Genomic DNA, 22,633 nt, shown 5'->3' on the forward strand with positions numbered 1-22,633 from the left:
GGCATTCGTGGGTTCTGCACATCACTCGAAGAGCGTTCGACCATTTGCCGGGAGCAATTGGGGCGTCACAAGGTGAATTGTGACGCAATAGAGGGCGGCCTGGGCCGGGGACGCAAAGATCTACCTTGGCCAGCCTCTCTCTTTGCCATACACGCCGGACGCCGCTAGCCCAATAAGTTAGATGCCTTTTATAGTGGTAGGGCTATGCCGTTATCCGATGGCTGTCGCGGGCTGTCTCGCATTTGGCTATTCGCAAATTATAGTGTCGATAACCTCTGAGGGGCTGTCGCTGTTCGATTTACGGTGATGCTTTCCAGTATTGGTCGTCAAACTGGTAATTTTTTGCTTCATTGTTTACGCGAATGCGCTGGATTCTTCGTCGTATGATTATCTTCGCGCCACCTTCCAAATTTAATCTCCTTTTCTAGTAATGCATCACAAATATCGGTATACATATCGGTATACATATTGGTGTTCATTGAGCTATCGTTTGTGCGCAGTGTGGCAGGTACCCCTACGTTATAGGTGGGCCTGTGCAGGCGCCTAAGTGTCGGGAGTGGTTGAGCAGGCATGGGCGCATTATTTAGCTGACTTGAAAAAACCAATAAATCAAGCTCACGCCGTTCAAAAAGCCCAGATTTTGCCGTTTTGATGTTTCTTGCAGTGATTTCTTAACGTTGTGCACCCTCAAGTTGCCTATGGGTAACTCGCAGTGGCCGCAGCGATACTTATAAAAATCCTAGGAGATATGTCCATGAACAAAAGAACCCCGATGCCCGGAAAGCTTACCCTATTAGCGGCTGTGTTGGCCGTCTCGCATTCTGCGGGCAGCTATGCCGCTGACCCAGTAGCCGTGAGTGCCTCGGCAGACGACGGAAATGTCCCACAGAATACACTTGATAACGATCTGTCGAGCCGCTGGTCCGCGAACGGTGATGGTCAGTGGATTCAGTTTGATTTGGCGGAAGCGGTCGTGGTTGAGTCGGTCGATATTGCTTTTTACAAAGGTGATCAGCGTACCTCGACGGTTGATATCCAAACGTCTACTGATGGCAACAGCTGGGTTAGCGTTTTCTATGGTGATCAACCGGCGAGTACGGCGGCGCAGCAGACGATTGATGTTGAAGACTCTGAAGCAAGCTTCGTTAGAGTGGTGGGTTATGGCAACACCGCAAATACGTGGAATAGTATTACCGAAGTCGATATCAATAGCTCCGCCATCACTAGCAGCTCTTCGAGCTCTTCATCTGTGGCGTCGTCCAGCTCTTCCGCTAGTGCTAATGAAATAGTGATTCAGGCTGAGGATTACGAAACAGAGAGCGGTACCGGGGGTGACTACACCGTCGATGTTGGCGGTGGAGAGTATGTGGGCTATATCCAAAACGGTGATTACACCGAGTACCTGGTGGATGTGCCAGAGTCGGGTGTGTATAACTTTCATGCGCGTGTTTCTAGCGCCAGAAATGGCGGCACGATTAACGTTACGCAAAACGGGGCGGCTGTGGGCTCGCTAGAGGCTCCTGCCACCGGGAGTTGGACGTCTTGGACAACGGTAAGCTCTACCGTTAATTTACAAGCTGGAGAGCAGCCACTACGCCTTACCTATAACGGCGGTAGCGGATACTTGTTCAACATAAATTGGTTTAGCTTAGGTGGTAACGGCGAGGGGCAAGGATCCTCTTCCAGCGATGCCTCGAGTTCATCCAGCGTAGCCAGCAGTTCATCGAGTGAGGCCAGCGGTTCGTTAAGTGCCTCGGCCAGTACGGATGACGGGAATGTCGCCAGTAACGTAGTAGATAATGACTTAAGCACTCGCTGGTCTGCGCTCGGCAGTGGTGAGTGGTTGCAGTTAGATTTAGGCAGTGTGCAGCAAGTCGGTAGCGTTAATATTGCGTTTTACAATGGCGCTCAACGTAGCTCAACGTTTGATATTCAAACCAGTACCGATGGTAACAACTGGGATACCGTGCTTTATAGCGGTAATAGTTCTGGTTCGAGTGTATCTCTGGAAAGCTTTGGTGTTGTTGAGACAGATGCTCGCTATGTTCGTTACGTCGGTTATGGCAATAGCTCGAATGATTGGAACTCTATCACCGAAATGAGTGTTAGTTCGCAGGGCGGCGAGCAAAGCAGTTCCTCCTCGTCAAGCTCCAGTACCGGCAACTCCTCAAGTAGTAGCTCGTCTGAAGACAACGGCTCTTCTTCAAGTTCCTCGACCCCTTGGGAGGGCGGCGGCAATACTTATACGGCCTCGCCTGACGATGTAGCCGATGTGTTGGCGGGGGCCTCCGGGGGTGATGAAATCATCGTTACTGGCTCTGGTGAAATATCTCTTAAAAACCTGACTTTCAATTCTCCGGTGTTGATACGCGCGGCCTCGGTTGGCGGCACAACCTTAACCAATGCCACCATCGACAACAGCAATAATATTATCTTACAAGGCTTTGTATTTGGTCCTAATGACGAAAGCACTTATCTAAAAATTGTTAACTCCACCAACATTCAGGTTTTGCGTAATGTGTTTGATCACACTGATGTGATGAACAGTCAGACGTCGATTGTTACAACTCAGGCAAGTCAATACATTTCGATTGGCTACAACGAGTTCCGCGGTAAAAATCAAATGTTCACCTCCGAGGGCTACAAGCTGACCGGAAGTTACATTAAAACTCAGTTTGATGATCCGCTAATGACGAAAAATCTACACGTATTTCGCAATCACTTTAAAGATATATACCCTTATGTACCGGATGGCACGACGCCCACTGGCGACTCAGATCGTGAAGTAATGGCGATGGGCATTGCGGATTCGCAAGATGTGGTGACCAACAACGTCGTGGAATATAACTTGTTTGAGAACTGCGATGGCGAAAACGAAATCATCACCGTTAAAACATCAAACAATAAGTTTCGGTATAACACCTTTAAAAACTCTATGGGGTCGTTATCGTTCCGTTTAGGCTCTAATAACGAAGCTTATGGCAATTACTTTTACGGCGAGGGCGCTAGTGCCAACTGGGATGACGATAACTATCAAACTGGTGGTATTCGCGTGTATGGTTCGGGCCATTTAATTTATGACAACTATATGGAAGGCCTCACCGGTATTAGCTGGCGTCGTCCAATCCTGATTGACTCTGGAGACACATCAGACAGTACCGGCGCCGATAGTCACGAAACCCCGAGCAATCTGGCGGTGTACGATAATACGATCGTGGACAGTGTAGGCGGTGGTATTCATATTGGCAGTGATAACTACGGCAACATGCCTTACAACATTAGCGTGGACAATAATGTGGTGGTGGGGAGTGAAGGCATTTTATTTAACAATTATGCCAATGACTCATCCAATACCTGGTCTGGCAACCAGGCCTACGCTACCGGTTCTGCATCGGCCGTGGGTGGTGGCGCGCTTGGCTCTTCTGAAGTCGCGGTACTGTCTGGCTCGCCAGCCATTAATGAGCCGACTCGTTTAAGCGCGAGTGATGTGGGGCCTGACGCACCTTAAGTTAGCTTGTTCCTCGCCGCTTTAGCCGCCCAATCGGGCGGCTTTTTTGATTGGATGATCAAGTAAACTCTTAACGGCGAGGCGATTTAAACCCATAAAAAAAGCCCCGGTTTTCGGGGCTTTTTTTATGGGTGTTTTAAACTCAACGCTTAGCTGTTTAACTGTTTAAATTCCCGAATGGTTTTGTTGAACTGTTCGGCAAAGTCTTTTAGCTCGTTCTCGGCGCTGCGCAGCTGGTTAGAGCTAAGCTTGGCGCAGCTTAAGTAATCTTCTGTGGCGCGAACATACGCTTTTACTTCGTTGTTGCTTTTAACCATCTGTGCGGTTACGGCCGTGGTTGGATCTGGGATTGCAGGGCGGTTCTGTGGTTTCTCGCAGGCCTGTGCGCCTACACTTGCAAATGCGGTAAACAAAGCAGCGGCAATAAGAGTCTTTTTCATAACAGTATCCATCATAGTAAGGTCGATAACGCGGCGTGCGGGCCGCCTTTTACATGGGTGGGCTGTTGTTCTAACTGCAACAGTGTGACCCGGTTCACATTTTCTTCGGCTATTTTGCCACCGCTTGCTGCCTTGGGGAATAACTTCTACTAATCAATTTGGAATGAAGTTGGCGCAAAACTTACCATTTCGTTATTTCCGGAAGGAATTAGCGTGCATCTTTGTTATTCCGTAACAGTATTGTGGCGCTTGACAAAAAACGGGTCGCCAGCAGAGGTGAGAAGCCAAGTTTTTGACGCCCATGAAGCGGGGTATGAAGGGGGGCTAGGTGCCAGACCCCAGTAAGGTCTGGCACTATAGAGTGGTTTACAGCTGCGCCAGGGTCTCCAGTTGTTCGCGCAACGTGGTGAGAGAGGTACTAATGCCGTCGAGCTTTTGCTGCTCTTTGGCAACCACCTCAGCCGGTGCTTTATCGACAAAGTTAGGGTTTTGCAGTTTGCCTGCGGTGCGTTCTTGATCTTTTACCAGCCGGTCGATTTCTTTGTTAAGGCGTGCTCGCTCGGCGTCTACATCGATTAAGCCTGCCATGGGTACTAAGATCTCCAGCTTACCTACCAGCGCCGTCGCCGACGCTGGTGCTTGGGCGTCGGCATCGAGCCATTCGATGGACTCGAGGTTGGCTAGTTTTTGCAGGTACTGTCGGTTTTGCTCAAGCAGGCGCTGGTCATCGCCGCCGCCTTGTTGCATAAACAGGGGTATGTGTTTGCCGGGTGCGATGTTCATTTCACCGCGGATATTGCGCACGCCCACAATCACGCCCTTTAACCATTCGATGTCGGCGCTGGCTTGTGCGTCGATTTTGCTGGTATCGGCTTTGGGGTAGGGGGCCAGCATAATAGTCTCACCCGTAGCGCCCGCCAGGGTTTTAATGCGCTGCCAAATCTCTTCGGTAATAAAAGGAATCAATGGGTGGGCCAAGCGCAGGGTCGCCTCGAGCACGCGAATGAGCGTGCGACGTGTACCTTTCTTTTGCGCGGCGCTGGCATTGTCATCCCACAATACGGGTTTGGATAGCTCCAGGTACCAGTCGCAGTACTCGTTCCAAAAGAACTCATAAAATGCCTGGGTTGCTAAGTCCAGGCGGTAGGTCTCGAGCGCGTCGGTAACCGCTTGCTCGGCTTGCTGTAGGCGGCTGATGATCCAGCGATCGGCCAGAGACAGCTCGACGTCACCAGTGTTGTCTTGATCGCAATCCTCACCCTCGGTGTTCATTAATACGTAGCGGGTGGCGTTCCACATTTTATTGCAAAAGTTGCGGTAACCTTCGACGCGTCCCATATCAAACTTGATGTCGCGGCCGGTCGAGGCGAGCGAGCAAAACGTCATGCGCAGCGCATCTGTGCCGAACGATTCAATACCGTCGGGAAACTCTTTGCGGGTTTGTTTTTCAATTTTAGCGGCGTCTTTGGGGCGCATTAACCCGGTGGTACGCTTTTGTACCAGCGTTTCTAGGTCAATKCCGTCGATAATGTCCAGGGGGTCTAGCACGTTGCCCTTAGACTTACTCATTTTTTGACCTTGGGAGTCGCGCACCAAGCCGTGCACGTAAACGGTTTTAAACGGAATCTGGCCTTGGCCGTCTTCGTCTTTAACCAGGTGCAGAGTCATCATAATCATCCGGGCAACCCAGAAGAAAATAATGTCGAAGCCCGTCACTAACAAATCGGTGGGGTGGAATTTTTTTAAAAATTCCGTTTGCTCAGGCCAACCAAGGGTTGAAAATGTCCAAAGCCCGGAGCTAAACCAAGTGTCTAGTACGTCGTTGTCTTGCTTTAGTACAACTGATTCATTCAGCTGATGCTTGGCACGTACTTCGGCTTCATCGCGGCCGACGTAGACTTTACCGGTCTCGTCGTACCAGGCGGGAATGCGGTGCCCCCACCACAGCTGACGCGAGATACACCAGTCCTGAATGTCGCGCATCCAGGAGAAGTACATGTTTTCATACTGCTTCGGCACAAACTGGATGTCGCCGTCTTCGACAGCTTTAATGGCCGGTTCGGCGAGCGGCTTAGTGCTTACGTACCACTGGTCGGTCAGCCAGGGCTCAATAACAACCCCGGAGCGATCTCCGCGAGGTACTTTAAGAGCGTGATCGTCGATTTTATCCAGTAGCCCGGCGGCTTCTAAGTCGGCGACGATTTGCTTGCGCGCCACATAGCGGTCCATGCCCGCGTAGGCCTGGGGTAGGGTGGTGTCGACCTTGTCATTGCTACTACCGTCCATGTTAAAAACTTGGGCGGCGCCAAGCACAGCAGCGCTTTCATCCAAAATATTGATCAGCGCCATGCCGTGACGTTTGCCCACTTCGTAATCGTTAAAATCGTGGGCGGGGGTGATTTTTACGCAACCGGTGCCAAACTCACGCTCGACATAATCATCGGCGACAATGGGGATACGGCGGCCGACCAGAGGCAGCTCGATCTTTTTACCGATCAGTGATGCGTAGCGCTCGTCTTCTGGGTGTACGGCAACGGCGGTATCGCCCAGCATGGTTTCCGGGCGGGTAGTGGCAACCACCAGATAGCCTTTGCCTTCTGCCGTTGTGGCACCATCGGCCAGCGGGTAGCGCAAGTGCCATAGGTGGCCCTTTTCGTCGTGGTTCTCGACTTCTACGTCAGAGATGGCGGTGTGCAGTTTTGGGTCCCAGTTGACTAGGCGCTTGCCGCGGTATATAAGGCCGTCATCGTAGAGCCGGACAAAGGCTTCTTTAACGGCATCGGATAAGCCGTCGTCCATGGTGAAGCGCTCGCGTGACCAGTCCAGCGACGAGCCCAGGCGGCGCAATTGACGGGTGATGTTGCCGCCGGATTGCTCTTTCCACTGCCAAACTTTATCCAAGAACTTTTCACGGCCCAGATCGTGGCGGCTTATGCCGTCAGCGGCCAGTTGGCGCTCGACCACCATTTGCGTGGCGATACCGGCGTGGTCGGTACCCATTTGCCACAGCGTGTCGTCACCGCTCATGCGGTGGTAGCGAATCATGGCGTCCATCACCGCATTGTTGAAGCCGTGACCCATGTGCAGGTTACCAGTGACGTTAGGCGGCGGGATCATAATACTGTAGGCGTTTTCGCCGCCCTGAGGTTTAAAGTAGCCGCGCTCTTCCCACGTTTTGTACCAACTTTGTTCGATGGCCTGGGGCTGATAGGTTTTATCCATGAATGTCACTGCCTTTGATCATTGCTGGGCGCCGTTGTCGGTGGGCGCGCTTTCAGTCGAAAGGGCGCAATTATAACGGGTTTGGCGACACAAGTAGAGCACCGGGGTGATGGGGATTTTGCCCTAGCCGCAGCCGTTGACTGTGGCGCTTGATTTCACGCAATCGATAGAGGAAAGTAAGCATAAATCAAAGCAGTAGAGAGGATCTCATGATAAAGCTGGTGTTTGCGGGGGATTTAATTACCGGGTTTGACCGTCCACAGGTCATACGCCAATTGGCAAAATTGCTCAAGCGCGATGAAGCGCAAATTCAGCGCATGCTGTTTAGTGGTAAGCCTGTGGTGGTCAAAAAGGTTGCCACTGACGAAGAGGCCTACAAGTGGCGTAAAGCGTTTGCTAATGCCGGCGCGGTTTTGATGATCTCGGCCAACGCCGAAGAGCCTGCTGATGGTGGTGTCTCACCCGCGACCAGTGCCGATGATGAGGCCGGTCGAGATAGCGAGCAGGCTGAGGCCGAAGCGGATATCGCGGTGGCAGAATCACTGGAAGAAAATACCGCCGATAATAACGACAGTGCGGTAACCGGGGCCTACGCCGAAGAGCCGACGCTTGCCTCGGAGGCAAGCCGGAGCCCGGGCATTCGCCGGCGCAATAAGGTGTATGTGCTTTTAGGGGCGTTGGTCTTGGTCGCCATCGCCTTGTTGGTGTTTGTGTTGTGGATAACGCGTCCTCTGTGGCAGGGCGCTCAGCTGGATGCGCAGCAAGAGCGCTGGGCTGTGGCTTTGGCGTCTCCGGATACCTACGCCTTGGCGCATATTGATGTTGCGCGGGCCGTTAGTCTGGAGGCATTGGCCGGAGACGAGGCCGATCTACCCGCTGTGGGCGAGCGGAACGATGGCGTGTGGCAGTCTCTGGAGCGGGCGGGTATTGACCTGCGTGAGCAGGTATCCCATGTCTGGCTAGCGGGTACTCGCAGTGCAAAGCACAGTGGAGGCGCTTTGGTGTTAACCGGCGCTTTTACTCCAGCCAGCATAAAAAACTGGATGGCCGAGCGTTATCAGGTGGTTCGCGAACAAGATGATGGGTTGCTATTTCAGCGTGTGAGCGAAAACACCTGTGAGCCGGGGCAGACTTTGCGTGCGGTGATTGCGGATGATCGCGTGCTGGTTGGTGACCCGGCGAGTATCGAACAGCTGCTAATGCGCTTTGAGAAAAAGTCACCCGCGAGCCAAAAGCTCGATCGCTGGCGTCAGGTAAGCGCCAACCAACTGGCCTCACTGGCGGTATTTGCTCCGGAGAATATTGGCGAGGCGGCCAGCGGAATGACGGGAATGATGTTAAGGGGCGTTGGCGCGGCGGCGCAGCCGGCCGAAGGGGTGTTTATCGATCTCGAGCCTGTAGCGGTGCCGCCGGGTGTTGAATTGCGCACTCAGGTGTTTAGCCAGGATAAAGAGTTTATTAACACGAGTTACAAGGCGTTTGATGAGAGAGTAAAAGAGTGGCGCGAAGACGCCGAGAAAAACTGGCCTGAAGTGGTTAGTTTGTACGATCGATTGGAGGTGACCCAGTCGGGCGACAGTGTCGGTGCTACCATGTTTTTTGATCGCCACCTGCAGCGCGACATGAGCAATTGGGTGAGCTCGGTTTTTTCAGGGATGTTTTCCACCTCCGGTGAGCCGCCAGCAGAAGAGCGCTTAGACGATAACCCGCCGGTGTTTGCCACTATTGCCAGCGCCGGTCAGCTTAAGCCGTATGGCGATTACTCCGAGTTTAATAGCAGTTTCACCCCAGCCACCGAGGTGGGGCCTTTTGGTGTCGGGGTCGAGTCGTTGTCGCTTACCGATGAACAGCAGCTGGCATTGGCGTTAAAGGTGCAGAGTTATAACTTGCCTAATGTGCCGACGCGGGGCTCGGCCGCAAGCATTCACCTATCACGTGTTAGTGACGCTGAGGGCGGCTCTTTGTTGCCCGCTGTCGAATGTGGTACCGATAAAAATCTTGAACCCGCTGACATTGGCAACACCATATCGGGCACCACGTATATTGATGGCGAGCCGGTGCCTTATACTTCGTCAAGTGGCAGTAAAGAGGTGGTGTTAAAAGCTGGCAGTAAAGTCTCTGATATCAGCTCGTTAGAGGGCTACATTGATTATCGTCAGGCAACCGCGGTGGAGACGGCGATATTGCAACAACCGCTGGGCGGTAAAGTGCTGGAGCGCGATGGTGTGCGAATTCGTTTTATGGATGCCGGTAAGCACTCGCTGCAATATCGCGTCAGTGGTGACGTCGATAAACTCTTGCATGTTTATGCCCTCAATAAGGACAACAAACCTTTATCCTCTGGCAGCGCAATGTGGGGCGGGAGCTTTTTTGGGGAGGGCCAAAGTGCTTCGGTGGATTACCATGGTGAAATCGCCAGTATCAAAGTGGTGCTGGCTACGGCCAGCGAGCAAAAACGTTATCCGTTTCGTGTAAGTTCGGTGTGGCCGGTGAGTAACGGGACTTTGTTTGGCGCTAAGACATTTCCCGAGACGAGCGTGGCTGAGGTTAAAGAGGCATTAAGCGCGGCCGAGGCCCCGAGTGTTAGTTACGTTTGGAGCAAACCACAACTAGAGACAACCGCTGGGCCGGCTACCTTAGCATTTCAGCGGCTCGATTTTGATGGCAGTTTTGGTCTGGGTGTCGACGTAAGTGTTTATTTGTCTAACCAGGTGCCGTTGGTCGGGCCGTTGGGCGCGGGTGGTGTACGCTTGATAGATGTACAGGGCGCCGATAGTACACCACAGCGGTTGGATAAAACGACGTTCTTTTCCTTTGCTCACGATGGCGGCTACTGGATGAACGGCGAGTATCAACCAGACGAAGAAAAGCCCTGGATCAAAGGCGATGTCACGATTCGCGACCGCGAACTAAAGCTTAATGCTGTCAGTGCGCTGCGCGGTGAGCTGCTGCTGAATGTTGCCGAGACAATCCAGATCGAGTCGTTGGACTTTGATGTGGGTGCAGTGTGGGAGGATGAAACCCTGCAGATTCAGGTAACCAAAATGACGGCAGGKGAGCTTGTGTTGAGTTATCAGGGTGACGTAAATCGTTTGGTGGCAGTACGGGCGTTACGGGGCGGTGAGTTGGTGAGTGATCCGGCAAAAATGCGCAACTGGTTTGGCGACGAGGCGATTGCGTTATCCATTAAAGGGCAGCCGGATACACTGGAGCTGCAGGTGGCGGATTCGGTTGTCAGTGAACGATACCCTTTTGCGCTTGACCTTACTGAGCTTGCTCAGCGTTAATGTTTGTTGCCGTTATTTGGCGTAATTAAAAAAGCCGGGCTCAGGGCCCGGCTTTTTTACGCTTAACGCAATCGATTGGTTAGGCGTTAACGTGCAGCTCTTCGTTCAATTGTACGCTCGACTTATTGGTCAGGCATTCTATGCGCCCAGTCAAAGAGTTGCGGCGAAACAGCAGGTCGGATTTTCCGGCTAAATCCCGGGCTTTGGCGGTATTTACTTCGTTGCCGTTGTCATCCAATACGGCCACTTTAGTACCTGCGGTGATGTACAGACCAGACTCTACTGTACAACGATCGCCCAGCGGAATACCGGTGCCGGCATTGGCGCCCAGCAAACACTCTTTACCCAGACTAATGACGATATTGCCGCCGCCCGATAGGGTGCCCATGGTAGAGCTGCCGCCGCCGAGGTCTGAGCCAGAACCTACAAAAACGCCTGCAGAAATACGTCCTTCAATCATACCGGGGCCGTCTGTGCCGGCATTAAAGTTCACAAAGCCTTCGTGCATGATGGTGGTGCCTTCGCCCAGGTAGGCGCCTAAGCGCACCCGCGCCGTATGGGCAATCCGCACACCTGCCGGTACCACGTAATTGGTCATTTTGGGGAATTTATCCACACAGGCTACATCCAATAACTCGCCTTTTAGGCGCGCCTCTAACTGCTTGGCTGGTAACTCCGCTAAATCAATGGCGCCCGCGTTTGTCCAGGCAACGTTGGGCAGCACACCAAATAAACCGGTCAGGTTGGTGCCGTGGGGCTTCACTAATCGGTGAGATAACAGGTGCAGCTTTAAATAGCCTTCGGGCACGCTGGTTGGGGCTTCGTCTGCCGCGAGCAGGGTAGCTACCAAGGGGCGCTCACTGTTCGCTAACGTCTCGGCGATAGCGGCCTGCTCGGCGTCGCCGGCGTCTGCCAGTGCTCTGCTGAGCTCGCGAGCTTGCGCGGCCGTGAAGGGCAATGCCTGATTGCCGCCTTCGTAACCCAGGGTGTCAGCAATAGCTGTTGCGGTGGTGTCGCTCGGGGCAAGCAATGGCGAGGGGTAAAATACCTCCAGCCATTCGCCTTTTTGGTTGTGGGTGCCGACGCCAAGGCCGAGGCTGTAGAGTTTGCTCATGAGTAATCCTGTTTGCGCGTTGTTAAAAAATAAAAAATGATTTAGCTAAAGATGGCCGAGTACTGCTCTGCGTTAAAGCCAACGTGGGTTGTTCCGCTGGCTTCCAGMACCGGACGCTTAATAATCGTGGGGTTTGCGATAATCAGCGCCGGTGCGCTAGATACATCAAAAAGGTTGAGTTTGTCTTGCTCACTTAAGGTTTTCCAGGTGGCAGAGCGTTTATTGATAATGGCTTCAAGCCCGGGTTCGGCGATCCATTCGTTAACTTTGGCTGCGGATAAACCGTCACCGCGAAAGTCGTGAAACTGGTAGCTGATGCCGTTGTTGTCCAGCCACTTTCGCGCTTTTTTAACCGTATCGCAGTTTTTGATGCCGTATAAGGTGGGCTGTGTCATGACTCGCTCCGCGCAAAAGGCGCCATAATAACAAATCTGCGGCGCCCGTGCTGTTAGGGTTTGTGCACTTGCTTGGGGTGTTTACGGGCCGGATAACAACTGCGGCAAATACCGCAAACCAGCCCATTGCAACCGCGGGCGCTGCAGTGCTCGCGGCCGTAGTAAATAATTTGTAAGTGCAGTTTATTCCAGCTCTCTTTGGGGAATAGGCGCTTTAAATCTTTCTCGGTTTGCACAACATTTTTGCCGCTGGTTAAGCCCCAGCGCTGAGCTAGGCGATGAATGTGGGTGTCGACCGGAAACGCCGGCACGCCAAAAGCCTGGCTCATCACCACGCTGGCGGTTTTATGGCCTACGCCGGGCAGTGTTTCTAAGGCTGCCATGTCAGCGGGTACCTGGCCGTCAAATTCATCCACCAATCGCTGCGACAGTACCGAGATGGCTTTGGACTTTTGCGGCGATAACCCGCACGGGCGAATGACGGCTTTAATGTCCTCGACCGGAACCTTGGCCATGTCGAAGGGGTTATCCGCAAGTTGCCATAGCGCCGGGGTGATCTGGTTGACCCGGGCGTCGGTGCACTGCGCCGAGAGGAGCACTGCAACCAACAAGCTGTAGGCGTCAAAGTGATCCAGCGGGATGGGCGTCTCGGGGTAGAGCTCATCCAGTGTTTGCTGAATCAGAGCTACCCGCTCGGCTTTTTTTAAATTGCGAGGTGCTACCAGTTCGCCCATGGCTTATAAACTCGCAACGAACTGACGGATCCGGTGCGCGGCCTCGATGCACTCGGCTTCAGTGGCGACTAGCGCCATGCGCACATAATTATTTGCCGGGTTGCCAGTGGCCGTTTCACGGGCCAGATAAGCGCCAGGAAGGACGGTAATGTTTTGCTCGGCGAACAGTCGCTGGGCAAATTCTTCGCCGGATATGGGCAGTTTAGGCCACAAATAAAAGCCGGCCTCAGGTCGTGTTACTTCCAGGCAGCCATCGAGGATATCGAGTACCGCGGTGAACTTCTTGCGGTAAGCGTCGCGATTGGCGAGTACATGATCTTCATCTTGCCAGGCGGCGGTGCTGGCAATTTGATTGGGTACCGCCATAGCGCAACCATGGTAGGTGCGATACTTAAGAAACGCCCCCAGAATACCGGCGTCCCCGGCGACAAATCCAGAGCGCAGCCCCGGCAGGTTAGAGCGCTTAGATAAGCTGTGAAATACAACGCAGCGGCGGTAATCGTTCCGGCCCATATCGCTACATGCCTGAAGTAAGCCCGCCGGCGCTTGGTGCTCGTGTTGATACAGCTCGCTGTAGCATTCATCGGAGGCAATTACAAAGTCGTAACGGTCTGCGAGCTCAATCAGTTGCTGAAACTGTGCTGAGCTCATTACCGCCCCGGTCGGGTTGCCGGGGGAGCAAAGGTACAAAAGTTGGCAGCGCTCCCATATGTCGGCCGGTACACAGGCGTAGTCCGGGATAAAATTGTTCTCGGCGGTGCAGTTTAAAAATTGCGGCTCAGCACCGGCGAGCAACGCCGCGCCTTCGTAAATTTGGTAAAAAGGGTTAGGGCATACCACTAAAGGTTTATCAGCCGTGCGGTTAATCACCGCCTGGGCAAATGCAAACAGGGCTTCGCGCGTACCATTCACCGGCAGTACTTGCGTTTCCGGGTCGAGCTTCTGGCATAGATCAAAGCGCTGGTCGGCCCAGTGAGCGATGGCGGAGCGTAGTTCTAATAAACCTTTAGTGGCCGGGTAGTTGGCTAGGCGGTCGAGGTTATTGCTCAATTCGCGCAATACAAACGCTGGCGGTAGGTGCTTTGGCTCGCCAATGGATAATGCGATATGGGCCAGCTCGGCGGGTGGTGTAATGCCTGCCTTCAGGGCGGCGAGCTTTTCAAAGGGGTAAGGGTGTAGCTGCTGTAAGTCGTTATTCATCAGAAGTCGTCAGTGCGGTTACTCGGCAGCGCCCCACGGGGCGCTGGCAAAATTGTATAAGTGCGTAGGTTAAAACCCTGCAGCCTGATCTACGCGGTCGTCCAGCTGGCGGCATATTTCATCTTGTAGGCGTTGACACAGCGCCGGGTCGGATAACGGTTGGCCCTCGTTATCGGTGATGTAAAAAATATCCTCTACCCGTTCGCCCAAAGTGGCAATTTTGGCGTTTTGTAGGTGTAGCTCAAAATCAATAAAGATGCGCCCGATACAGGCCAGTAACCCGGGGCGGTCTGGGCTTATCACTTCTAGCAAAGTGTACCCGCTGAGCATGTCGTTGCGAATGCTGGTGCGGGTTGGTCGCGAGAAGTGTTTCAAGCGTCGCGGCGTGCGGCGCGTGCTCAAGCTTCGGCTATTATCGGTAGCGGTTAACTCTTCGTGTAGCGAGTCGTAGATGCGTTGCAGTACTTTGCTGTCGGTGCCCAGTGGTTCGCCGTCTTGGTTGAGCACAAAAAAAGTATCAAGGGTGTAGCCGGACTTTGAGTTGTAAATTCGTGCGTCTTGCACACTTAAGTTGATAGCATCTAACACGGTGACCACACCGGCAAACACATTGTCGCGGCCTTTGCTGCGTACAAAAATTTGCGTTGCTCCCTCGAGCTCCCGGCTTGAGGTTTCCTGAATTAAAATCAGAGGGCCGTCGCTATCATCGTGCTGTAAAATTGCCTCGGTGTGCCAAGCGATATCCTGGTGCGATTCACGTAAAAAATACTCATCGTCAACGTCTTCCCACACTTGCAGGCATTGCTCGGTACTAATGTGGTGACGATTAAGGCGGCTGATGGCTGCCTGCTGGGTTTCTTCAATCCAGTCTTGCTTGTCGACGTTGTTCTCTAGGCCGCGACGCAGGGCGCGCTTAGTTTCAAGGTAAAGGGTGCGCATCAAGCTCGCGCGCCAGGTGTTCCATAGGTCTGGGTTGGTGGCATTAATATCGGCGACCGTTAAGGCGTAAAGGTGATCCAGGTGAATCTGATCGCCCACAATCAAGGCAAAGCTATGAATGACCTCTGGATCAGAAATGTCTTGCTTTTGCGATACCGACGACATAAGCAGATGTTTTTCTACCAGCCAGCTCATCAACCGGGTTTCCCGCGGGGATAAGTTATGGCTTAGAGCGAAGGCTTCGGCATCGACTGCACCTAAGGTGGAGTGGTCGCCGCCCCGGCCTTTGGCGATGTCGTGGTAGAGGCCGGCGAGCAAAATAATCTCCACTTTAGGCAGGCGGCGCATGACGTGCCAGGCAACGGGGAAGTCCTCTTTCGCCTGGGGCTGCAAAAAGTTGCAGAGGTTTTGAATGAGCAACAGGGTGTGGGCATCCACGGTATAGATGTGGAATAGGTCGTGCTGCATTTGCCCGGTGACGCGGCCAAATTCGGGTAAATACAGCCCGAGAATACCGTAGCGCGACATGCGTTTTAATTCGTCTACCAGTTGTGCCGGGTAGGTAAACAGCTGCAAAAAGAGCTGGTTGTTAACCGGGTCTTGGCGAAAGCTGTCGTCAATTAAGTGTCGGCTTTCGCGCATCAGTCGAATCGTGGAGGCGCGCACACCCTTGATGTCCGGGTTTTGCGCCATAAGCACAAAGATTTCGAGTAGCGCTGAGGGAGATTCCTCAAACACATAAATGTGCGCGACTTCGATGTAGTCGTCACGCCGCTGAAACCGCTCGTTGATAGGGGTAACGGTTTTTTTAACCCCGCGCTGTAAAATCGCCTCGTACAAAAACTGCAGCAGCACGTCATTAAGTTCGCGTAGCGACATTACCAGGCGGTAATATTTGTGCATGAATTGCTCGACACCGAGACGTTCGTCGGTGTCTTTGTAGCCAAATAATTTGGCGAGCTCACGCTGGTGATCAAACAATAGGCGCTCTTCCGGGCGCTTGGCGACCATATGCAGGCCGTAGCGTACCCGCCATAAAAACTCTTCGCCGTTTTGCAACAAAGAGAACTCTTCTTCCGTAAAAAAGCCCTTGCCTTCGAGTTGTTTCAGTGTGCGCACTTCAAAGAAGCGTTTGGCGACCCAAGAGATCATTTGAATATCTCGCAGGCCACCGGGTGCATTTTTAAGGTTGGGCTCGAGGTTGTATTCGCTGTTTTTGTATTTTTCGTGACGAAGGTTTTGCTCTTCGTACTTGGCTTTAAAAAAGTCATCGGCCGGCCACATTTTATCCGGCGCCGTTAGCTCCAATAAGTGTGCACGAAGGGTAGGGTCGCCTACCAATGTGCGTGACTCCATCAAGTTGGTGGCCACGGTAATGTCGTCGCCGGCGATGGCCACACATTGTTTTACGGTGCGCACACTGTGGCCGATCTCCAGGCCAATATCCCAGAGCAGGGTTAAAAACCGTTCGAGGTTATCCTGGCAGTTATCGATAAGCCCTTCTTCGAGCAGAATCAGCAAATCGATGTCAGAGTGTGGGTGCAGCTCGCAGCGCCCGTAGCCGCCAACAGCTTCAAGGCTGATGCCTTCGGGCCAGTCAAATTGATACCACGCGTAATGCAGTAAACAGTCGACAAACAGCGCTCGCTCATGGACCAGTGCACGAATGTCTTCACCCTCGCAAAAGCGCACGTCAAACTGTGCATTAGCCGCGGTAATGGCGTCTTTAAACACCGTAATGGGCGGCTGCTCGCTCAGCGCTTTGCGAAACCGGCTCTGATCGAAAAAGAACAGCGGGCGGGTAAAGTAGGGCGTTTGTGCACTGATCATGGCTTAAAAAGGTTCCTCGGTGCGCTTGGTCAGGACTTCTACACCGTCGGCGGTCACTGCCAGGGTGTGTTCCCATTGTGCGGATAAACGGCCGTCTTTGGTCTCTACCGTCCAGCCATCGCGTTTTAGTTTGGTTTGAGCTTTGCCGGCGTTGATCATGGGCTCGATGGTAAAGGTCATGCCTTCTTTTAACTCCATGCCGGTGCCGGGGCGGCCGTAATGCAGCACTTGCGGCTCTTCATGAAACACTGTGCCGATACCGTGGCCACAGTATTCGCGCACTACAGAATAGTAGTTGGACTCGGCGTGTTTTTGGATAACCGCGCCAATGTCGCCCAGTCTGCAGCCGGGTTTTACCAACTCGATGCCTTTATAGAGGCACTCTTGAGTGATCTCCACCAGACGCTTGGCGTGAGGGGCAACCTCACCCACAAAATACATTTTGCTGGTGTCGCCATGATAGCCATCGTAGATCACGGTAACGTCGATATTGATGATGTCGCCGTTTTTCAGCACCTTTTTCTCGGAGGGGATGCCGTGGCAAATAACGTGGTTTACCGAGGTGCACACTGATTTGGGGAAGCCGCGATAGTCAAGGCAGGCCGGAATGGCTTTTTGTACGTCGACGATGTGGTCGTGGCAGAGCTTGTCTAGCTCGGCGGTTGTGACGCCGGGAACGACATATTGCTCAATCATTTCGAGTACTTCAGCTGCCATGCGGCCGGCGACGCGCATTTTCTCGATGTCTTCGGGAGTTTTAATAGATACGCTCATGATTTCTCACTTAGGACTGCTCGCGCTTTGTAGAGCGCGCTTTTACGGTAGTGGCTAGTTTACCCGATCAGCGCCACAGACTACAGTGCACGGGCTGTGCTGTTGTCAGGGTGCGTGGCATAGCCGGCCCCACCGGGTTCTGGCGAGACGGTGTCGGAGGTTAGGTTTGTCGGTTAAAAGGGGCAAAAACTTCCCTTTGGTTTGCTCTTATGGTATAAAGCGCGCCGTTCGTGAGAACTCTGGCAGTGCGTCAGGCGGTTACGAGCGAATAAACCTTAACGTCACACATATACCGACACGTGCAGCCTGGGTGCCCTATGGGTTGGCTGGCGGGGTATATGGAGGCCTAACCCGATACAACAGGAATACGATTATGCCTACAGTTAGCATGCGAGAAATGCTGCAAGCGGGTGTCCATTTCGGTCACCAAACCCGTTACTGGAACCCCAAAATGGGCCGCTACATCTTCGGCGCCCGCAACAAAATTCATATCATTAACCTGGAGCACACTGTTCCTGCGTTTAATGAGACGCTTGACCTGGTTAAGCAATTAACCTCGCAAAAGAAGCAAATCATGTTTGTTGGCACCAAGCGCGCCGCTCAAAAGATCGTTAAAGAGCAGGCTGAGCGTGTTGGTATGCCTTTTGTTAGCCACCGCTGGTTGGGCGGTATGCTGACTAACTACAAAACGATTCGCGCCTCTATCCGCCGTTACCGCGAGCTTGAAGCTCAGTCTCAGGACGGTACCTTCGAGAAGTTGACCAAAAAAGAAGCGCTGATGCGCACCCGCGATATGGAGAAGCTTGAGCGCTCTATCGGCGGTATTAAAGATATGGGCGGCTTGCCTGATGCGCTGTTTGTGGTTGATGTTGATCACGAGCGTATCGCTGTTGCCGAAGCCAACAAGCTGGGCATTCCGGTTATTGGCGTGGTAGATACTAACTCAAACCCAGATGGCATCGATTACGTCATTCCGGGTAACGACGACGCCATTCGCGCCGTTCGTCTGTACGTGACTGCTATTGCGGATGCCTGCGCCGAGGGCGCTGCCTCTGCGCAAGAAGTACCGAACAAAGACGAGTATGTTGCTGCTGAGGGCGAGGCCGCTGCGGAGTAATTCTGCCGCCTAGTTGTCATCTGTAACAGATACAGTAAGACGTAAAAGGGGTGGGCCGCTAAGGCTGCGCCCCTTTTTTCCAACGGATTTAAAGAGAGGATAGATACATGGCAGCTGTCTCTGCTTCAATGGTTAAAGAACTGCGTGATCGTACCGGTCTTGGCATGATGGAGTGTAAGCGCGCTCTGGCCGAGGTTGATGGTGATATCGATCTGGCAATTGAGAATCTGCGTAAGGCCAGTGGCCTTAAGGCATCGAAAAAAGCCGGCCGTACCGCCGCTGATGGTGTTGTGCTGGCCAAAGTGGCCGACGACAACAGCTACGCGGTAGTGGTTGAAGTGAACAGTGAAACTGACTTTGCGGCGCGCGATGACGGCTTCCTGGGCTTTGCCCGCACTGTGCTGGACAAGGCTTTTGCCGATAAGCAGGGCGATGTTGCTGCGTTGATGGCAGGCGATCTGGAAGAGGCTCGTGAAGCGCTGGTTCAGAAAATCGGTGAAAACATCGGCGTGCGTCGTGTGACTGTTGTTGAAGGTGGTTTGGTGGACATCTACATTCACTCTAACAACCGTATTGCGACTATCGTTAAGCTCGACGGCGGCAATGCCGAGTTGGCACGTGATGTAGCCATGCACGTGGCTGCAGTTAACCCACAAGTGGTTAAGCCAGAAGATATGCCAGCTGATATTGTCGAGAAAGAAAAGGATATCATCAAGGCGCAGCCCGATATGGAAGGCAAGCCTGCTGAGATCGTTGAGAAAATGACCATGGGTCGTATCAACAAGTTCTTGAAAGAAGGCAGCCTGAACGAGCAGCCTTTTGTTAAGAACCCTGAGCTGACGGTTGGTAAGCTGGCAAAAGAAGCCGGTGCCACCATTGATAGCTTTGTTCGCTTTGAAGTGGGTGAGGGTATCGAGAAAGAAGAAGCGGACTTTGCCGCTGAAGTTGCCGCTCAGGTTGCTGCATCTAAGTCGTAAGTCCCCCATCTTGCGCATAAAAAAGGAGGTCGGATGTCCATCCGGCCTCCTTTTGTTGTAAACTGCCCCCCGTTTTTGACCTTCTTCAGCCTTGCGGAGACCCACCCATGCCAAATCCTCGGGATAAAAAGTACAAGCGTATATTGCTTAAGTTGAGCGGTGAAGAGCTAATGGGCGAGGTCGGCTTTGGTATCGACCCTAAAGTGCTTGATAAAATGGCCCTGGAGATCGGCCAGCTTGTGGGTATTGGTGTGCAGGTAGGCTTGGTGATAGGCGGCGGTAACCTGTTTCGCGGCGCAGCGCTCAGTGCGGCGGGCCTTGACCGGGTGACGGGCGATCACATGGGGATGCTGGCTACCGTGATGAACGCGCTGGCGATGCGCGATGCCTTAGAGCGCTCCAATATTTCCTCGCGGGTGATGTCTGCCATCCCCATGAGCGGTATTGTCGAGCATTACGACCGCCGTCATGCTATTCGCTGCCTAAATGCAGGTGAGGTGGTAATCTTCTCGGCCGGTACCGGCAACCCTTTCTTTACCACCGATTCGGCGGCTTGTTTGCGCGGTATCGAGGTGGAAGCGGATATTGTACTTAAGGCCACTAAGGTGGACGGTGTTTATACGGCCGACCCGATGAAAGACGCCAACGCCACTAAATACGACCGTCTTACCTACGATTTAGTATTAGAAAACAAGCTTGGTGTGATGGATTTAACCGCGATTTGCCTGTGTCGGGATCACGACATGCCGGTACGGGTGTTTCGCATGAATAAAAGCGGTGCGTTGCTGAACATTGTGGTGGGCAGCAATGAAGGCACCCTGATCGAAGAGGATACCTCGGATGTTGGATGAGCTAAAAAAAGACGCTGACACGCGTATGCAAAAGGCGCTGGTCGCCATGGGTAATAACTTCAACAAAATTCGTACAGGCCGGGCACACCCGAGCTTGCTCGACGGCATTATGGTGTCTTATTACGGCGTAGAAACACCTTTGGCTCAGGTAGCCAATGTGAACGTGGAAGACGCGCGCACGCTGTCGATCAAGCCTTGGGAGAAGCCCATGGTACCCGAGATCGAGAAAGCCATCATGAAGTCGAACCTGGGGCTTAACCCCTCGACCTCCGGGGACAATATCCGCATCCCGTTGCCGGCGCTGACGGAAGAGACCCGCAAGGGCTACATCAAGCAGGCACGCGCCGAGGCTGAGAATGGCCGGGTATCGATTCGCAACGTTCGTCGCGATGTATTGTCTGACGTAAAAGCGCTGTTAAAAGACAAAGAAATCAGTGAAGACGAAGATCGTCGCACACAGGACGACGTGCAAAAAATCACTGATAAATATATCGCTGAAGTCGATAAAGTTCTGGCTCAGAAAGAAGAAGAATTGATGACCGTATAAGGTCATCGACCGTGCCCGCCCGGCGCAGGCGGGCATTTGAAACAGTAATGTCGGGCTATGCCCATTGGCCCAGGAGAGTTGTGTGACCGGCAGTTGTTTACGTCATATCGCCATTATCATGGATGGCAATAATCGCTGGGCCAAACAGCGAAACCTCGCTGGAATCTCAGGACACAAAGAAGGTGTAGAGCGCATCCGCGATGTAATGTCGGCTTGCCAGTCGCTTGGCGTAGAGGTGCTCACGCTGTTTGCCTTTAGCAGCGAAAACTGGAAACGTCCGGCCCGCGAGGTCGAGGCGTTGATGTCCCTGTTTCAGCTGTACCTAAAAAAAGAGGCTCGCGCACTAAAGAAAAAAGGGGTGCGCTTAAAGGTTGTAGGTAATCGCAACAACTTTAGTGCTTCACTCAATCGCGCTATCGATAGCGCCGAATCCCTTACCGCCGATGCTGGGGCCAAAACCACACTGGTGATTGCCGCCGATTATGGTGGCCAGTGGGATATTGCTGATACCGCAGCGCGCTTGGCTGGCAAAGTGGCATCTGGTGAAATGTCGGTTGCCGATATCGACGAAGATAGCTTTGGCTACGCCACCTCGCTGGGCGATTTACCTCCGCTGGACTTGCTGATCCGAACCGGGGGGGAGCACCGCATCAGTAACTTTATTCTCTGGCAGGCCGCCTACGCCGAACTGTATTTTACCCCCGTCCTCTGGCCCGACTTTAACGCCGATGCGCTTACCGGGGCCGCCAATGACTTTTTTTCGCGCCAGCGCCGGTTTGGTAAAACGGCCGAGCAGTGTGAATCGCCATCGAGCCTAACGACAGGGAGTGGTTCTCATGCTTAAGCAGCGTATTCTTACCGCCTGTGTGCTGGCCGCGACGTTTCTCGCGGTTTTGTTTTTCTTACCGGCCAAGCTGTTTCCGGCTTTTGTCGCTTTGATTGTCCTATTGGGCGCCTGGGAGTGGTCCAACTTAAGTGGTATTACCGGTGTCGCTGGCCGTATTGGCTATTTACTGGCGCAGGCGGCGGCTTTGCTGCTGGCGGCTATGTATGTGGGTATTGCCCCGCTCGGCACGGCGCTGGAGCCGGCCTTGGCCGCTTCGGTAGACGATCGCTTTTCACATTTACTGCTAGCGGGTTGTACCTGGTGGGCCGTAGCCCTGTTGTGGGTGCAGGGTTACCCCAGCAGTAGCCTGCTATGGGGGCGGCGATCTCTGCGCGCCCTGATGGGCTTTTTCGTCTTAGTGCCTGCGTGGATCGGGTTTAGCTATGTGCGCTTGCAAGATAATGGCGCCTGGCTGGTACTGATGATAGTCGCGGTAGTGGCGGCGGCCGATATCGGGGGCTATTTTGTCGGCAAGCGTTTTGGAAAGCGCAAACTGGCCCCCGCTGTTAGCCCGGGCAAAACCTGGGAAGGTTTTTTGGGGGGCATTGGCGCCAATATATTGTTTGCTCTGGTGCTGTGGTTGACCACTGAGAATGCGCTACTGGCGGTATTAGCACTGGTGGTGCCAACCTCGTTGGTATCCGTTTTGGGCGATTTGCTCGAGAGCATGGTTAAGCGCGAGCGCGGTATTAAAGACAGTGGCACCTTGTTGCCCGGCCACGGTGGTGTGTTGGACCGCGTTGATAGCTTGACTGCCGCGGCACCCGTATTTGCGCTAGTGCTGGCGGTGTCGCAAAGTTCTTTTGGGTAGG

16 protein-coding genes are annotated in these 22,633 nt (G+C 53.3%); 8 read left to right on the top strand and 8 right to left on the bottom strand.

Going from position 1 to position 22,633, the window contains the following annotated elements; translation table 11 throughout:
- Positions 1–754 precede the first annotated feature (754 nt).
- A complete protein-coding gene (locus SD69_RS09950) occupies positions 755–3,508 on the top strand; it encodes a discoidin domain-containing protein (RefSeq protein WP_198144085.1) in 2,754 nt (917 codons plus the stop codon).
- Positions 3,509–3,657: 149 nt separating this feature from the next.
- Here SD69_RS09950 and SD69_RS09955 read toward each other — a convergent pair whose 3' ends face one another.
- Positions 3,658–3,948 carry a hypothetical protein gene (locus tag SD69_RS09955; RefSeq protein ID WP_041523101.1) on the bottom strand — a complete coding sequence of 97 codons (291 nt, stop codon included), beginning with the start codon at positions 3,946–3,948 and terminating at the stop codon, positions 3,658–3,660.
- Positions 3,949–4,314: 366 nt separating this feature from the next.
- On the bottom strand, positions 4,315–7,170 hold the full coding sequence (locus SD69_RS09960; protein WP_041523102.1) for a valine--tRNA ligase: 2,856 nt from the start codon (positions 7,168–7,170) through the stop codon (positions 4,315–4,317).
- A 209-nt stretch (positions 7,171–7,379) separates the two neighbouring features.
- Between SD69_RS09960 and SD69_RS09965 the strand changes: the two genes are divergently transcribed.
- Positions 7,380–10,457: a hypothetical protein gene (locus tag SD69_RS09965; RefSeq protein ID WP_041523103.1), complete on the top strand. Its 3,078-nt coding sequence runs from the start codon at positions 7,380–7,382 to the stop codon at positions 10,455–10,457.
- Positions 10,458–10,536: 79 nt separating this feature from the next.
- Here SD69_RS09965 and dapD read toward each other — a convergent pair whose 3' ends face one another.
- The 6 genes from dapD to map all read right to left on the bottom strand — a co-directional run bounded on the left by dapD (position 10,537) and on the right by map (position 17,443).
- Positions 10,537–11,571, bottom strand: coding sequence for a 2,3,4,5-tetrahydropyridine-2,6-dicarboxylate N-succinyltransferase (gene dapD / locus SD69_RS09970; protein WP_041523104.1), 1,035 nt, complete (start codon positions 11,569–11,571; stop codon positions 10,537–10,539).
- Between the two features lie 41 nt (positions 11,572–11,612).
- Complete coding sequence (locus tag SD69_RS09975; protein ID WP_041523105.1) at positions 11,613–11,966, bottom strand: ArsC family reductase; 354 nt, start codon at positions 11,964–11,966, stop codon at positions 11,613–11,615.
- 53 nt (positions 11,967–12,019) lie between these two features.
- Complete coding sequence (gene nth, locus SD69_RS09980) at positions 12,020–12,700, bottom strand: endonuclease III (RefSeq protein ID WP_041523106.1); 681 nt, start codon at positions 12,698–12,700, stop codon at positions 12,020–12,022.
- Positions 12,701–12,703: 3 nt separating this feature from the next.
- Entirely contained in the window at positions 12,704–13,900 is a 1,197-nt protein-coding gene (gene dapC / locus SD69_RS09985) for a succinyldiaminopimelate transaminase (protein WP_041523107.1), read from the bottom strand.
- Positions 13,901–13,969: 69 nt separating this feature from the next.
- Positions 13,970–16,669: a [protein-PII] uridylyltransferase gene (locus SD69_RS09990; protein ID WP_041523108.1), complete on the bottom strand. Its 2,700-nt coding sequence runs from the start codon at positions 16,667–16,669 to the stop codon at positions 13,970–13,972.
- 3 nt (positions 16,670–16,672) lie between these two features.
- On the bottom strand, positions 16,673–17,443 hold the full coding sequence (map, locus tag SD69_RS09995) for a type I methionyl aminopeptidase (RefSeq protein WP_041523109.1): 771 nt from the start codon (positions 17,441–17,443) through the stop codon (positions 16,673–16,675).
- A gap of 373 nt (positions 17,444–17,816) precedes the next feature.
- On the opposite strand from map, the gene rpsB reads away from it, so the two are divergent.
- The 6 genes from rpsB to SD69_RS10025 all read left to right on the top strand — a co-directional run bounded on the left by rpsB (position 17,817) and on the right by SD69_RS10025 (position 22,632).
- Positions 17,817–18,560, top strand: coding sequence for a 30S ribosomal protein S2 (gene rpsB / locus SD69_RS10000; RefSeq protein ID WP_041523110.1), 744 nt, complete (start codon positions 17,817–17,819; stop codon positions 18,558–18,560).
- Positions 18,561–18,667: 107 nt separating this feature from the next.
- Complete coding sequence (gene tsf / locus SD69_RS10005) at positions 18,668–19,537, top strand: translation elongation factor Ts (protein WP_041523111.1); 870 nt, start codon at positions 18,668–18,670, stop codon at positions 19,535–19,537.
- 107 nt (positions 19,538–19,644) lie between these two features.
- Complete coding sequence (gene pyrH, locus SD69_RS10010) at positions 19,645–20,388, top strand: UMP kinase (RefSeq protein ID WP_041523112.1); 744 nt, start codon at positions 19,645–19,647, stop codon at positions 20,386–20,388.
- Positions 20,378–20,935 (top strand): ribosome recycling factor, encoded by a 558-nt coding sequence (frr, locus tag SD69_RS10015; RefSeq protein ID WP_041523113.1) that lies wholly within the window; start codon positions 20,378–20,380, stop codon positions 20,933–20,935. The genes pyrH and frr overlap by 11 nt, the downstream gene beginning before the upstream one ends.
- An 82-nt stretch (positions 20,936–21,017) precedes the next feature.
- Positions 21,018–21,779, top strand: a complete 762-nt coding sequence (uppS, locus tag SD69_RS10020) for a polyprenyl diphosphate synthase (protein ID WP_041523114.1) — start codon at positions 21,018–21,020, stop codon at positions 21,777–21,779.
- Positions 21,772–22,632: a phosphatidate cytidylyltransferase gene (locus tag SD69_RS10025; RefSeq protein WP_041523115.1), complete on the top strand. Its 861-nt coding sequence runs from the start codon at positions 21,772–21,774 to the stop codon at positions 22,630–22,632. Before uppS ends, SD69_RS10025 begins: the two co-directional genes overlap by 8 nt.
- The last annotated feature ends 1 nt before the right edge of the window (position 22,633 follow it).

Source organism: Gilvimarinus agarilyticus (assembly GCF_000832015.1).
Classification (GTDB): Bacteria; Pseudomonadota; Gammaproteobacteria; order Pseudomonadales; family Cellvibrionaceae; genus Gilvimarinus; species Gilvimarinus agarilyticus.

What these genes read in the sequence shown, in the direction of transcription:
- map (WP_041523109.1), bottom strand. Translation starts at nt 17,443, where the DNA reads ATGAGCGTATCTATTAAAACTCCCGAAGACATCGAGAAAATGCGCGTC.
- dapD (WP_041523104.1), bottom strand. Translation starts at nt 11,571, where the DNA reads ATGAGCAAACTCTACAGCCTCGGCCTTGGCGTCGGCACCCACAACCAA.
- rpsB (WP_041523110.1), top strand. Translation starts at nt 17,817, where the DNA reads ATGCCTACAGTTAGCATGCGAGAAATGCTGCAAGCGGGTGTCCATTTC.
- SD69_RS09950 (WP_198144085.1), top strand. Translation starts at nt 755, where the DNA reads ATGAACAAAAGAACCCCGATGCCCGGAAAGCTTACCCTATTAGCGGCT.
- dapC (WP_041523107.1), bottom strand. Translation starts at nt 13,900, where the DNA reads ATGAATAACGACTTACAGCAGCTACACCCTTACCCCTTTGAAAAGCTC.
- SD69_RS09955 (WP_041523101.1), bottom strand. Translation starts at nt 3,948, where the DNA reads ATGAAAAAGACTCTTATTGCCGCTGCTTTGTTTACCGCATTTGCAAGT.
- frr (WP_041523113.1), top strand. Translation starts at nt 20,378, where the DNA reads ATGTTGGATGAGCTAAAAAAAGACGCTGACACGCGTATGCAAAAGGCG.
- SD69_RS09990 (WP_041523108.1), bottom strand. Translation starts at nt 16,669, where the DNA reads ATGATCAGTGCACAAACGCCCTACTTTACCCGCCCGCTGTTCTTTTTC.
- SD69_RS10025 (WP_041523115.1), top strand. Translation starts at nt 21,772, where the DNA reads ATGCTTAAGCAGCGTATTCTTACCGCCTGTGTGCTGGCCGCGACGTTT.
- nth (WP_041523106.1), bottom strand. Translation starts at nt 12,700, where the DNA reads ATGGGCGAACTGGTAGCACCTCGCAATTTAAAAAAAGCCGAGCGGGTA.
- pyrH (WP_041523112.1), top strand. Translation starts at nt 19,645, where the DNA reads ATGCCAAATCCTCGGGATAAAAAGTACAAGCGTATATTGCTTAAGTTG.
- tsf (WP_041523111.1), top strand. Translation starts at nt 18,668, where the DNA reads ATGGCAGCTGTCTCTGCTTCAATGGTTAAAGAACTGCGTGATCGTACC.